The sequence below is a fragment of the Candidatus Nanosynbacter sp. HMT-352 genome, assembly GCF_022819345.1.
Classification (GTDB): domain Bacteria; phylum Patescibacteriota; class Saccharimonadia; order Saccharimonadales; family Saccharimonadaceae; genus Nanosynbacter.
On sequence record NZ_CP089288.1, the window covers coordinates 393,523 to 406,446 of the forward strand.

Consider the following 12,924-nt stretch of genomic DNA (forward strand, 5'->3'; position numbering starts at 1 on the left):
TACATACGCAAGAGTTACAATACGCAGGAAAGGATCAGAAAAATGATTGCTAATCTAAAAAAATATACCATTGCCGAGGTTACTAAAGGCTTTACCTATAATGAGTTTGAAGGGAAGGGTCTGTTTGGTTTGAGCGGTAAGCTGACGATTCAACCAGAATATCAGCGTAATTACATTTATGCCGACGGTAAGAAGGACGTGGCGGTTATTGAATCAATATTAAAAGGCTACCCGATTGGTCTAATTTATTTTAATAAATTAGAGGATGGTGATTTGGATGTTTTGGACGGACAGCAGCGAATTACGTCGATTGGTCGATTTATTGAAGGGCGCTTCTCGATTGTGCGCAATGGTAATCAGACGCATTTTGATTCTTTGCCGCATGATTTGCGTCAGAAAATATTAGAAACAGAGCTTTTGGTGTATGAATGTGAAGGGACAGAGAGTGAAATCAAGGAGTGGTTTAAGACGATTAATATTGTCGGCGTACCACTTAATGAGCAGGAATTGCTGAATGCTATTTATTCTGGACCATTTGTGACATTAGGTAAGGAGACTTTCTCAAATTCCGGTAATGCGATGATCGCTATGTGGAGTGCATATATCAATGGTGACGCTAAGCGGCAAGACTTTTGGCATGTGGCACTGGAATGGATTGCGGATGCAAAGAAGATGACGGTCTCAGAATATATGTCGCAGCATAGATTTGATGATTCTATTGCAGAAGCGAAGACTTATTTTGATACGGTATTGAATTGGGTATCAAATATCTTTAATCAAGTCGAGAAAGAAATGCGTGGTCTGGAATGGGGAAGGTTATATGAAGAATATCACAAGTTTTCGTATAACTCTGACCAAATTTCCGCAAAAGTTAGTGAGTTATATGGTGACCCATTTGTAAAAAATCGTAAGGGAATATTTGAGTATGTTTTGGGGCTGTATTCTGGACAAAGAGGTGATCTTGGTGATACGAAATTGCTTGAGGTTAGGGTGTTTGACGATGCAACTAAACAAACTGTCTATAAAAAGCAGACCGAAACTGCGGAAGAAAAAGGTGTGTCAAACTGTTCTTATTGTGCAATAGGTCACGATGCTAACAAGGCGAAAATATGGAAGCTGAATGAAATGGACGCTGATCACGTTAGCGCTTGGAGCAAGGGTGGTGTAACCTCAATAGAGAATTGCGAAATGCTATGCAAATCACATAATAGAGCGAAAGGAAATAAGTAATGAAATTCAAACATGGCACACGTCGTCGAGCTGCAGAATATGAGAAAGATTGGGTGCAGCGATGGAAAGACGATGACACATTTAACAAGTCGGTCGCGCAGCGTTCTGCTGATAATTCTTGGGTTTTTTATGACGGCCCTCCGTTTTTGACGGGAACACCACACCATGGACATTTGTTGGTTAGCACGGTGAAAGATACGATGGGGCGATTCCATACGATGAAAGGTCAGCGAGTTGAGCGCCGTTGGGGTTGGGATTGTCACGGGCTGCCAGCGGAGGTTTACGTTGAAAAAACGCTAGGCATTTCTAATAAAAAAGAGATTGGCACGAAAATTAGCGTTTCGGATTACGTCAAGGAATGTCGAGCGGCTATGGTTCGAACTGGCACCGAGTGGGAAGATACAATTGAGCGAATTGGTCGTTGGGTCGAGTTTAAGGGCGCTTATAAAACCATGGATAATAATTACATGGAATCTGTTTGGTGGGCGTTCAAGAGACTTTACGAAGAAGGCAAAATCTATGAAGGCGAAAAGATTTTGGTCTATTGCACGAAGGACGCAACGCCAATTTCTAAGAGTGAAGTGGCTATGGAAAATAGCTATCAAATGGACACTGACCCGAGCTTATTCGTCTACTTTAAGCTGGAGGATGAGGATGAATATTTGCTTGCGTGGACGACGACGCCGTGGACTTTGCCGGCAAATATGGTCTTGGCGGTAAATCAAGACGTTGATTATTCTTTGGTGGCGTATGGCGATAAAAAGTTTTACGTTGCAAGCGACCGCGTTGAGAAAGTTATGACGGACGAAAAGCACCAGCCGCTGGAATATTCAATTGTTAAGACGATTAAAGGTTCTGAATTGGTGGGTAAAAGATTCGAGCCACTATTTGAAAATCGCGGTCCAGCTGCGCATAAGATTCTTCACGCTGATTTCGTGACAACTGAGGATGGTACGGGAATTGTTCATATTGCGCCAGCTTACGGTGAGGATGATTATGAATTGTGTCGAAAAAATGACGTACCAGTATTGTCGTTGGTTGACGGTGATGGAAATTACACAGAAGGTAGATGGCTGGGTCGCAACATCTGGGAAGTAAATAAAGAGATAGCGAAGACTTTATTAGAAGAAGGTCGGGCGCTGAAAATTGAATATATTCGTCACGAATATCCGCATTGTCATCGATGCGGCACGAAATTGATGTACCGCGCTCACCCAAGTTGGTTTATGGATATTCAGAGTCAGAAAAAGGAAATGTTGGAGGCGAACGAGCAGACAAGCTGGACGCCAGACAATCTGAGGACTGGACGATTCCATAACATCATCGAGCAGGCGCCGGATTGGAACTTGAGTCGCGATCGTTATTGGGCAACACCAATTCCAGTGTGGAAGGGCGTGAAGAATGATGGCACGGAAGTGGTGAAAGTGATTGGAAGCTTTGCAGAATTTGAAGAAGTTACGGGTCGCAAGTTGGACGATTATCACTTGCCGCAAGTTATGGACGTTACGTTTGAGTGCGACGGCGCAGAAATGCATCACATCGGTAAGGTTTTAGACTGTTGGTTTGAGTCTGGCTCGATGCCGTTTGCTCAATTCCATTATCCATTTGAGAACAAGGAAAAATTTGAAGCAAGTTTTCCTGCCGATTTCATCATTGAGGCGATTGATCAAACTCGTGGCTGGTTTTATAGCTTAACAGCGGTAAACGTGGCTTTGTTCGGTAAATCTCCATGGAAGAATTTGATTTGTACTGGATTTATCAATGCTGCCGACGGTAAAAAAATGAGCAAGAAGCTAAAGAATTATACCGATCCGATGGAATTGATGAACAAGACTTCGGCCGACAGCTTCCGATTCTTGATGCTTTCAAGTCCGCTAACAAACGGCGAAAACTTTGCCTTGGCGGATAAGGATGTAATGGATGTAGCGCGTAAACTTGGTATGATCTGGAATATGTATGACTTCTTTACAATGTACGCTGAAGTTGATGGCTGGGAGTTTAATGGCGATTTGTCAGATCCGCTTCACGATTTAACAAATCCGTTGGATATTTGGATTGTGTCGAGATTGCATCAATTGATAACAGAGGTCGAGCGAGGTCTTAATAATTATAATCTTCAGGATGCGACTAAGCCGATTTTGCCATTCTTAGATGATGCAAGTAACTGGTATGTCCGACGCAGCCGCCGCCGCTTCTGGAAATCTGAAGATGACGGCGATAAAAATGACGCCTACCGCACCCTTCATTACGTTTTGGTGCGACTCAGTTATATGCTAGCGCCGTTTACGCCATTCTTAGCGGAAGAATTGTACCATAATTTGACGGGCGATAACGAGTCGATTCATCTTAAAGATTGGATGCCAGCTGGTGAAATAGATAATTCAATGCTTCGCGACATGAATGCACTGCGTACTGCGGTGAATGATGGCTTGTCGAAGCGCGCATCGGAGGGAATTAAGGTGCGTCAGCCGTTGGCGTCTGTGAAGCTTATCAATACTATTTCTCAGGATACACCAGCGGAAGTTGCGCAGTTCTTGATTGATATCGCTAAAGATGAATTGAACGTGAAATCGGTTGAAATTGTTACAGATTCAGAGTCTGAGTCGGCGCAACCGAGTGTTGTTTATGACTTAACAATCACTCCTGAACTAAAGCGCGAAGGTTTGATGCGTGAAATCGTTCGCCATGTCCAAAGCGCGCGCAAGCAGGCTGGTTTGCAGATAGATGATCGAATTGTATTGAGTATTTCTAGCGACGATTCTGAAATATCTCAAGCTGTCGATGTTTTCGCCGACGTCATTAAATCTGAAACGCTCGCTGTGGAGTTGAATTCTGCGGCTAGTGAATCGGAAAAATACGACGCCAAAATCGAGGGCAAATTGGTAGAAATTTCCCTGAAAAAGGCGTAAAGGGCAGTAAGTGAAATGAGAATATCCTCCTCTTCATGGGGAGGATATTCTATTGACTTTTAATCGTACTTATGCTAATATATGATTGTTAATTGATAAAAATAAAAAAGTTATGCAAAATTTATTCAACAAATTATTTGGTAGTAAAATAGGGTTTTCGCCAATTGATCCGCTGGCGGATGGACTTGCTGAAGAGATTATTAAAGAGCAGCGGGAGCCACAGGCAATTCGTCTAGATGCCGACGATATAGAGGATATTCGCAAGTTTTGGTCTCATGCGGATGGCGATTTTGACAGATAATAGTGTATAATTAGCTCATGTTAATTGAGTCTTTAATGTTTTTTGCTCGAGCCGGCGGAGGTGGGTCGGGCTCTTCTGGGGGATCCTTAATTTTGATGCTACCCGCAGCTGTATCGGGCGGTGTGGCAGGCTTTGTAAAAAGGAAGACTAGATCGAAAATAGCAGGCTTCTTGGTGGGCGTTGCTGTTGGACTAGTTTTTAGCTTACTGTATTTAGCCGACTTAATGTGGTTCATATGTGCAGTTATTTCTACTTTTGTGGGGGCCGCTATCTCTGTATTTGTTGATAAGCTCAAAGTATTTCGCCAAAATAGTGAGGCGGCTACTAATACAGTTCACCAAGCTTCCTCCGCTGATTCGTTATGGCAGCCAGATAATCTTACTAATTACGCTAGGCAAGTTTTCGAGAGGTTTCAGTATGATTGGAGCAACTTAGATTATGAGTCAATTCGTAAGTATACGACACAGAGATATTCAAATCACATTGGACTAGTGATGCAGGCTTTGCGTCAAATGGGTCGTAGGAATGTCGTCGATAACGTGCGGATAAATGAGGCCATTTTTGCTGACGCGCATGACGATGCTAATAATCAAAGCGATCGGGTGAGTGTAGCATTTTTGGCGGAAGCAGACGATAGGCTAGAGGAGGTTGCTACAGGTAAGAAAATCCGAAGTACTAACGAAGAATTTGCAGAGAAGTGGAACTTTGTTCGTGAAGGTAACGAATGGAAGTTGGATGGTATAAATCAGCCGACGGAAGATGTAGGTACGTTGATCGGCTCACTCAACAAGTTTGCCGAAGACAACGGCATGTATTTTAGCCTGGATTGGGGTAGGCTACTTCTTCCGAAGGGTGGTAACTTATTTTTGCCGCGCTATTTTAACTCTGCTGACGTAAATAACCATGTTATTGGTATTTGGGATGGTGGCATTCTTGTTCAGCTTTATACTTGTGTGCTTAAAAATGGCAATGGATTTACGGACGAGGGTAAAAACAAAGATGAGGTTAACTATCTTATCGGTCAGATTATGCTACCCAAATCTTACGGTGGAATTTTGGTCGACAGGGATGATAATAGCATTTTTAGGAAGCGCGTGATAGCTCCGTTTGGCTACAAAAAAGTCAAAATGGAGTGGGGAGATTTTAATAAACGCTATACTATTTTTGCCACAAACGAAGATCAGGCGGCGAGCTTTGAGTTATTAAATCCTAGTTTTATGGCGTGGCTGTATGACCAGGATATAAAAGCTAATATTGAAGTGATGGACAATATAGTTATTCTATATGCCCGGGTTTCTTCTGATGAAAAACGCTATGCGGAAATGTTGGAGATTTTAAGAAGAGCTCACAAAGAGCTGAAAATGTAGGAGGTACTATGATTACTAAAGCCATTATTCCGGTTGCGGGCTGGGGCACGCGAATGTTGCCGATTACCAAATCTATTGAAAAATGTATGCTGCCGGTCGGTACTCGTCCAGTGATTGATTATATCGTGCAAGATGTCGTGCGAGCGGGCGTAAAGGATATTTACTTTGTGGTGGGTGAACAGAGTACGCAGGTGCAGAGTTATTATCGATCGAATATTCAATTGAACGATTATTTGCGTCGAGCGGGAAAAGAAGATAAATTACCTCTGGTGGCGCCACTTCGCGACGTCCGAATACATTTTTTAACTCAGCCGGGAACTGGTGGTTACGGCACAAGCATTCCAGTTGGTCTGGCGAGCGAATTCATCGAACAGGGCGAGTCGGCCTTTGTGATTATGGGCGATCAATTCTTTTGGCGTGACGACGGCGGTTCAAACGCGGCAGATTTGGCGGAGTTGGTGGAATCGCGCGGATTGTCGGCTGGGCTATTAGGAAATCCTGTCGAAGAGGAATTTATTCCGCAAACAGGAATTATTGAAACTGACAATCAGGGCAATTTTGTGCGAATAATTGAAAAGCCAAAATTGGAAGAAGCTCCAAGTAATCTCAGTAATTCAAGTTTTTACGTCTTGAACAAAGAGATTTTTGAGTTGGCGCGAATTTTGCCGGCGAATCCTAAGAGAGGCGAGTTTGAGCTAACGGACGCGATTAATGCGTACATCGATGGCGGCGGCGTGATTGTTGTTGGCGAAGCTAAGGGCGAATATATGGAATGCGGCTCACCGAGCGGTTGGCTGAAGGCGAATAACGCTATGGCGAAAAACGCGAATTGCTAACTTGACTATGTGTACTTGATTTTATCGCTAGTTTTTGATAGAATTATTAGAGTTAATTCATAATAATTAAGGAACGAAATGAAAGCAGTCGTAAAAATCTCTGGCAAACAATATCTTGTCAGCGAAAAAGAGTCCCTCTTGGTGGATCTCCTCCCTGAAGGCACAAAAGAACTCACTCTCGACGCACTTTTGGTGATTGATGGTGATAAAATCAAGGTTGGTACGCCAACCGTAAAAGGATCTAGCGTTAAAGCTAAGGTCGTAGAAGCGGAAGTTAAGGGCGATAAGCTTCGCGTTATCCGCTACAAGAGTAAAAAGCGTGTACATAAAGAAACTGGTCATCGCCAGAAGTACACGAAGATTGAAATTACGTCAATCAAATAATCTAAAGAGCCGCTTTCGCAAAGGAAGCGGTTTTTTGATGTCTGTTATTTATGTTCTGCTCATGCTATAATTAAGGCAGGTAAAAAGGGGAACGAATGACAAAAATCATTGCGGTGACAAATCAAAAAGGTGGCGTCGGCAAAACAACGACGTCAATTAACGTAGCATATTTTTTGGCAAAAGCCGGCAAGAAAACGTTGTTGGTGGATTTTGATCCGCAGGGCAATGCTACTAGTGGACTTGGAATAGATAAGCAGAATTTGGGTGCAACAATATCAGAGGTGATTATGCGACAAATTGACCTGGCTAATATCATATTGCCAACGGAATATAAAAACTTATCAATCGCTCCAGCTACACCTCATTTGGCAAATACGGAAGTGGAATTGGCGCAGGCACAGGGAAGGTTTGTTCGCTTGCGAGAAGCTTTACAAAAGGCGACGGATTACGATTATATTATTATTGATAGCCCGCCGAGCTTGAGTTTGTTGACGGTCAACGGTATGATTGCCGCTAATTATGTATTGCTCCCAGTTCAGGCGGAATTTTACGCTCTGGAAGGGTTGGGGCAGCTTTTGGAAAGTATGAAATTGATAAAGAAGGGGCTTAATCCACCTCTGGAATTATTGGGCGTTTTACTGACGATGATGGACTCCAGGACTACATTATCCGGGCAAGTTCACGCTGAGGTTAAAAAGTATTTCCCAGATAAGATTTTCAAGAATAGCATTCCGCGAAATATTCGCTTGGCTGAAGCTCCTAGTCACGGCGCGCCAGTTGGGGCGTATGATCGTTTTTCAAAAGGCTCTCGGGCCTATAAGGCGCTAACGAAAGAAATTATAGAGAGGGTGGAACGATGAAAAAAGGTTTAGGTAGAGGTTTTGGGTCATTGATTCCGACTAACTTAATTGATGAAACGTTTGATCCAACCGCACAGCAGGATGTGAAAGTTTCTCATCTGAGAGATATTGCTATTGATCAAGTCGTCCCAGATCCAGATCAGCCGCGTCGCTTTTTTGATGAGAACGCTTTGAACGAGTTGACGGAATCGGTGCGCGAGCATGGTGTGGTTCAGCCAATTGTTGTGACGCCAAAAGGAGATAAATATCTGATCGTGGCAGGTGAGCGACGTTGGCGTGCGGCGAATAGGGCGAATTTAACAGAGGTGCCGTGTATCGTCAGGAGTATGAGCGATCAAAATCGCCTGGAGGTCTCTTTGATTGAAAACTTGCAACGACATGATTTGAATGCGCTTGAAACTGCGACTGCTTATCAAAAATTGCGCGATCAATTCAATATGACGCTGGAGGAGATTGGCAAGCGTTTGGGTGGCAAATCTATAAGTGCGGTCAGTAATACGTTGAGGCTACTGAAATTGCCGAAGTCTGTGCAGCAGGCGTTGTTTGAGGGGCGATTAAATGAAGGGCAAGCAAGACCTCTAATCGGTTTGCCTGATGACGCCGCGGAAGATATTATGGAGCGAGCTATTCGCGAGGAGTGGTCGGCGCGACGGATTGAGCAAGTTGTTACTTTGTGGAAGCAGGCGAAGGCTAGTCCAATTGAGAACAAGCGCCGCCCAGCAGATATGCCTCATGCAGATGCTATTGAAAGCCTTTCGAAGCGATTTGGAACAGGTGTAAAAATCCGTACAAACGGCCGTGGAGCCGGTCAGATTAGTATCAAGTTTAAGGATAATCTTGAATTTGAACGAATAAGAGAATTGCTCGAAAAGTAATTTTTATTAGAACGAGCGAATTTTATTGAATGGAAATATTCGTAGACTAACTGGTCCGACGATGTCATAAAGGGGGATCGGCCCCATGCAGTTTCGAGAGTCGCAAGAATAGCTTCCTTGGCGGTGATCGCCCATGACGAATATCGTGCCTTCCGGTACGGTCGTATCGACATCTCCAGAAGTAGGCTGTCCTGGCTCATTTTTATTGACTGAGGTGTCAGGGTTAAATCCGTCGGGGTTCTCTGTATTGTAAACAGTTACGGTGCCGTTTTTCACAGTAACTCGCTCACCAGCAAAGGCAATTACACGCTTAACGATATACTCATCTTTGCCTGTCGAGGCGTTAAAATTCGGATTCTTAAACACAATTACTTGTCCGCGCTTTGGAATATAATTTTTATTCTGTAATTTTGAACCAGTGACGGGCAATCTATTGACGATCAGACGATCGCCAGTGTACATCGTCGTTTCCATACTGGCGCCTTCAACATTGAAAGTTTGAAATACAAAAGTGTTCAATAAAAGTGTACCGATCACCACGCCAACAACGAAAATGACCATTCCCAGGCCATCTTGTAATTTTGGATGACGATCCATAAAAGTAGCGTCCATTGTTTCAATTATAAGCGTTTTGTGTGTTATAATCAATAGATATGAAACCACGCAAACAGTCGATGGACGGATTTGTCGCCAAGCGACCACAGCGAACTTCGTTGGGGGAAATTACTAGCAAAAAAACGACTACGCTCGGGCATCCTCGTAGTAACGAAGATAGTCCGCAGGTGTCGAATAATGCGACAAGGAATATTCAGCAACCAACTTCTGCTAATAAATTAAAGCAGAATATTAGCGAATCGTTGGCGGCGATTGATGAAAACACCAAGCCTTCTCATCGGCAGGAGCGTAAGCAGAAGCGTAAGAAAAAGTTAATTACCAGGATTATTCTTGCGATTATCGGAATTATTATTGCAATTGTGGCGGGCTGGCTGCTATTAAAATTATGGCAGACGATGAACTCGGTGTTCCATAATGGCGGAATCTTAGGACTATTTTCTCAGCAGAAGCTGAAAGAGGATGCTTATGGCCGAAGCAATGTGCTGATTTTAGGTACAACAGATGACGATCCAGACCATCCAGGTGCGACATTGACCGACTCGATGATGATTCTTAGCGTCAATCAGACAAAGAAAGACGCGTATATGTTCAGCATTCCACGTGACTTGTATGTAAAATTTGGCATGGCATGTAATTCTGGCTACGCTGGTAAAATCAATGAATATTTTGGTTGCGTGAATAACGGAGATAGCGCACAGGCGGAAGCCGAACGAATGGATAAAACGAAGAAATTCATCGGCGATATATTCGGTATGGATATTCAATACGTGGCGCATATTAATACTGCGGTGATTCGTGATGCTGTCAATGCGGTCGGCGGAGTTACCGTTGACGTACAGAGTCGTGATCCACGAGGAATTCTTGATCCAAGTATGGACTGGATGTGTCGAGCGAAGGAGTTGAATTATCAGCAGCGTCGCGAACGATGCCCAACAGGTCACTATATGCAATTAACTAACGGCAAGCACGAAATGGACGGCGAAAAGGCGATGTGGTTTTCTCGAGCGCGTGGTTTGGTGGCGCCAACTTACGGATTGGAACAATCTAACTTTGACCGAGAGAAGAATCAGCAATTGGTTATGATGGCACTGAAAAACAAAGCTACTTCCACGGGAACGCTGACTGACTTTGGTAAGGTGACATCACTGATGGATGCGATGGGTAAAAACTTACGCACAAACATTGACACGAAAGAAATTCGCACAATTATGAACCTTGGCTCAGAGATAAAAGAATCTGATATTCACAGATTGAGTTTTGTAGAGGAAAACAACGTACTTATGACTACTGGCACGGCGGGTGGCGCAAGCATAGTCCAGCCGGCTGCGGGATTGTATGATTATGACGACATTCGCGCTTATATAAAGTCTGAGATTTACGCAACGCCGTTATCTAAGGAAAAAGCCACAGTTGCTGTCTTGAATGGTTCCGGCGTGGCTGGTGCAGCGCAGAAAGAAGCGGACAAATTGACAGAATTAGGGATGAAAGTTGTTCATGTTGGCAACGCTCCAGGTAATGAAAAGTTAGGGAAGACGCAAGTTTATCAATTGTCAGCTGGTAAAGAAAAAACTGCCACAAAAGATAAATTTAAGGAGTTGTACGGCTCGGTTTCATCAGATTCTTCAAAGTATAATTTGAATGTTGATGTACAATTCATCGTTGTTGTGGGAACTGGCTCATAATTTGGTATAATAGAGTAAGTTATGGAGTTACTGAAAACTGTTAAACGAAGAACGTTTTGGAGCGAATTAGTTTACTATGTCTTAAATATTGGCTTGGCGGCAGCATTACTTGTTATTGCTCAAGCGTTTCAGACTCCATTTCCAGCGTTAGCTCTTGTTGTACTGAGCAAATGGCGTATAATTGCCGTTCGTCCGCGTTTTTGGTGGGCAAACATCCAGGCTAACTTGGTTGACTTAACGGTCGGAATTGGTGTTGTTGGTCTGATGTATCTACCTACGTCGGTGTTTTATTTCCGCGTAGCCTTGGCGATATTATATGCAATTTGGCTGGTTGTAATTAAGCCGATGTCTAAGCGCTGGCAGGTTGCCATACAATCGTTGATCGCTATTTTCGTCGGCGTAACCGCTCTGATGGTGGTATCGTACGAGTGGCCAGTTTCTGTAGTTGTTATTCTGATGTTCTTGATAGGCTATAGTTCTGCGCGCCATTTCCTGCACAGTTATGATGAAGAACAAACGGTTTTACTTTCGGCAATCTGGGGACTCGTCTTTGCTGAACTGGGTTGGCTGTCGTACTATTGGACTTACAGTTACGGAAAATCATTATTTGGCGGCGTTTCACAGGTTACGATAATCTTATTGCTATTCTCGCTTGTCGCCAGTAAAGCTTACCAATCTTACAACAAACACAAAGCTATTCGGTTTTCAGACATATCCGCTCCAGTGATTCTTACAATCGGAATTATCTTAGTGATGCTAGTGTTCTTAAATTCTGTAGTAATTTAATCTTTAGCACCAGTGAAACGCAGGACTAGGATGTAATTGAGAACTCTCTCTTTTACAAAACCATTTTTCACGGCTTCGTCAATTATTCTATTGTGCTGCTGGGGGTCCGCCTCGATAAACAATAAACCTTCTGAAGTGAGACATCGTGGTGCTTGTGAGATCAATTGCAATATCAATTTCAATCCTTCGTCTTCGGCGAAAAGCGCAATATCTGGCTCGTATTGGAGTTCTGGCGACACGTCCCAATTCTTATCGACGTAAGGCAAATTGGCAAATATATAGTCAACGGGTCGAAGCTGGCCATTAAGTAATGATTGCTGTTGAATATGGACGTCCGCATTTAAGGCGTTCGCATTTTTTTCTGCAACGTTTAAGGCTGGTTTGCTGATATCGGATAAGATCACCGACAAGTTGTTTCTCTCTAATTTGGCAGTAATTCCCAGACAGCCAGACCCTGTGCCAACGTCAATTAAAACTTTTTCGGCAATTTCGCTGGCGGTCAGTTCTAAGAACAATGAAATTAGATCTTCGGATTCAGGGCGGGGAATTAAAACAGAGGGAGATACGGTGAATCTGCGGCCGTAAAATTCTTTATAGCCCAGAATATAGGCGATTGGTACGCGGTCTAATCTTAGGTCTAGTCTGGCATTTGCGATATCAAATCTCCTGGGGTCAATTTCTTCGTCCAGGTGAGCGTGTAGGTAAGTGCGGTTTTTTCGCAAAGTGTTGGCTAATATCAATTCAGCGTCTAATCTGGCGGACGGGATATTTTCTGCTTTTAGAGATTTTGTGGCAATTTTTAGCCATTCAGAGATAATCATGTGGCTAATTATAACATATATCTATGGAATGTAAAAAAGCGAGGGAAGATAGATGACATTGACAAATAAAGAAAAAGATAGTATTATACAGGTATATTATTAAGCGGAAGAAAAGGATTGCATTAGATAATATGACAAAAAGAAAGTACGAGCTTCCTATCGCTAACGTGGTTATGGGGATAGGTCTTGAAACAGGGGCTGATTATGGCTGGAATAGAACTAAAGAGACTCCAGTTGTAACGGTAGAGAGCGGCTGAT

13 protein-coding genes are annotated in these 12,924 nt (G+C 43.3%); 11 read left to right on the forward strand and 2 right to left on the reverse strand.

What is annotated here, in order from left to right; all coding sequences use genetic code 11:
- Positions 1 to 42 precede the first annotated feature (42 nt).
- From LRM46_RS02125 to LRM46_RS02160, 8 genes are all read left to right on the forward strand, one after another.
- A complete protein-coding gene (locus LRM46_RS02125; RefSeq protein ID WP_129745234.1) occupies positions 43 to 1,230 on the forward strand; it encodes an HNH endonuclease family protein in 1,188 nt (395 codons plus the stop codon).
- Positions 1,230 to 4,139, forward strand: coding sequence for an isoleucine--tRNA ligase (ileS, locus tag LRM46_RS02130; RefSeq protein WP_243812843.1), 2,910 nt, complete (start codon positions 1,230 to 1,232; stop codon positions 4,137 to 4,139). Before LRM46_RS02125 ends, ileS begins: the two co-directional genes overlap by 1 nt.
- Before the next feature lie 85 nt (positions 4,140 to 4,224).
- A complete protein-coding gene (locus LRM46_RS02135; protein WP_243812844.1) occupies positions 4,225 to 4,440 on the forward strand; it encodes an acyl-CoA reductase in 216 nt (71 codons plus the stop codon).
- Between the two features lie 17 nt (positions 4,441 to 4,457).
- Positions 4,458 to 5,807 carry a TIM44-like domain-containing protein gene (locus LRM46_RS02140; protein ID WP_243812845.1) on the forward strand — a complete coding sequence of 450 codons (1,350 nt, stop codon included), beginning with the start codon at positions 4,458 to 4,460 and terminating at the stop codon, positions 5,805 to 5,807.
- Between the two features lie 8 nt (positions 5,808 to 5,815).
- Positions 5,816 to 6,643 (forward strand): sugar phosphate nucleotidyltransferase, encoded by an 828-nt coding sequence (locus LRM46_RS02145; RefSeq protein WP_243812846.1) that lies wholly within the window; start codon positions 5,816 to 5,818, stop codon positions 6,641 to 6,643.
- A gap of 78 nt (positions 6,644 to 6,721) precedes the next feature.
- Positions 6,722 to 7,027 carry a 50S ribosomal protein L21 gene (rplU, locus tag LRM46_RS02150; RefSeq protein ID WP_129632343.1) on the forward strand — a complete coding sequence of 102 codons (306 nt, stop codon included), beginning with the start codon at positions 6,722 to 6,724 and terminating at the stop codon, positions 7,025 to 7,027.
- Between the two features lie 95 nt (positions 7,028 to 7,122).
- Positions 7,123 to 7,887, forward strand: a complete 765-nt coding sequence (locus LRM46_RS02155) for a ParA family protein (RefSeq protein ID WP_129632346.1) — start codon at positions 7,123 to 7,125, stop codon at positions 7,885 to 7,887.
- Entirely contained in the window at positions 7,884 to 8,762 is an 879-nt protein-coding gene (locus tag LRM46_RS02160) for a ParB/RepB/Spo0J family partition protein (RefSeq protein WP_129744455.1), read from the forward strand. The genes LRM46_RS02155 and LRM46_RS02160 overlap by 4 nt, the downstream gene beginning before the upstream one ends.
- Positions 8,763 to 8,768: 6 nt before the next feature.
- Here the strand turns inward: LRM46_RS02160 and lepB are convergent, their stop codons facing one another.
- A complete protein-coding gene (gene lepB, locus LRM46_RS02165; protein ID WP_129632352.1) occupies positions 8,769 to 9,374 on the reverse strand; it encodes a signal peptidase I in 606 nt (201 codons plus the stop codon).
- Between the two features lie 41 nt (positions 9,375 to 9,415).
- Between lepB and LRM46_RS02170 the strand changes: the two genes are divergently transcribed.
- Positions 9,416 to 11,059: an LCP family protein gene (locus tag LRM46_RS02170; RefSeq protein ID WP_243812847.1), complete on the forward strand. Its 1,644-nt coding sequence runs from the start codon at positions 9,416 to 9,418 to the stop codon at positions 11,057 to 11,059.
- Between the two features lie 21 nt (positions 11,060 to 11,080).
- On the forward strand, positions 11,081 to 11,845 hold the full coding sequence (locus tag LRM46_RS02175) for a hypothetical protein (protein WP_243777725.1): 765 nt from the start codon (positions 11,081 to 11,083) through the stop codon (positions 11,843 to 11,845).
- Here LRM46_RS02175 and prmC read toward each other — a convergent pair.
- The gene (gene prmC, locus LRM46_RS02180) at positions 11,842 to 12,666 is read right to left on the reverse strand and encodes a peptide chain release factor N(5)-glutamine methyltransferase (protein WP_243812848.1); all 825 of its coding nucleotides are present in this window, start codon (positions 12,664 to 12,666) and stop codon (positions 11,842 to 11,844) included. The two genes, LRM46_RS02175 and prmC, sit on opposite strands and share 4 nt — an antisense overlap.
- Before the next feature lie 131 nt (positions 12,667 to 12,797).
- Here prmC and LRM46_RS03860 point away from each other — a divergent pair, with 131 nt between their 5' ends.
- A complete protein-coding gene (locus tag LRM46_RS03860) occupies positions 12,798 to 12,923 on the forward strand; it encodes a hypothetical protein (RefSeq protein WP_259372789.1) in 126 nt (41 codons plus the stop codon).
- Position 12,924: the final 1 nt, after the last annotated feature.

Bases quoted from the DNA above. Each gene is read 5' to 3' on its own strand.
- LRM46_RS02155 (WP_129632346.1), top strand. From the start codon at position 7,123: ATGACAAAAATCATTGCGGTGACAAATCAAAAAGGTGGCGTCGGCAAA.
- LRM46_RS02140 (WP_243812845.1), top strand. From the start codon at position 4,458: ATGTTAATTGAGTCTTTAATGTTTTTTGCTCGAGCCGGCGGAGGTGGG.
- LRM46_RS02175 (WP_243777725.1), top strand. From the start codon at position 11,081: ATGGAGTTACTGAAAACTGTTAAACGAAGAACGTTTTGGAGCGAATTA.
- lepB (WP_129632352.1), bottom strand. From the start codon at position 9,374: ATGGACGCTACTTTTATGGATCGTCATCCAAAATTACAAGATGGCCTG.
- LRM46_RS02160 (WP_129744455.1), top strand. From the start codon at position 7,884: ATGAAAAAAGGTTTAGGTAGAGGTTTTGGGTCATTGATTCCGACTAAC.
- LRM46_RS02145 (WP_243812846.1), top strand. From the start codon at position 5,816: ATGATTACTAAAGCCATTATTCCGGTTGCGGGCTGGGGCACGCGAATG.
- rplU (WP_129632343.1), top strand. From the start codon at position 6,722: ATGAAAGCAGTCGTAAAAATCTCTGGCAAACAATATCTTGTCAGCGAA.
- prmC (WP_243812848.1), bottom strand. From the start codon at position 12,666: ATGATTATCTCTGAATGGCTAAAAATTGCCACAAAATCTCTAAAAGCA.
- ileS (WP_243812843.1), top strand. From the start codon at position 1,230: ATGAAATTCAAACATGGCACACGTCGTCGAGCTGCAGAATATGAGAAA.
- LRM46_RS03860 (WP_259372789.1), top strand. From the start codon at position 12,798: ATGACAAAAAGAAAGTACGAGCTTCCTATCGCTAACGTGGTTATGGGG.
- LRM46_RS02170 (WP_243812847.1), top strand. From the start codon at position 9,416: ATGAAACCACGCAAACAGTCGATGGACGGATTTGTCGCCAAGCGACCA.
- LRM46_RS02125 (WP_129745234.1), top strand. From the start codon at position 43: ATGATTGCTAATCTAAAAAAATATACCATTGCCGAGGTTACTAAAGGC.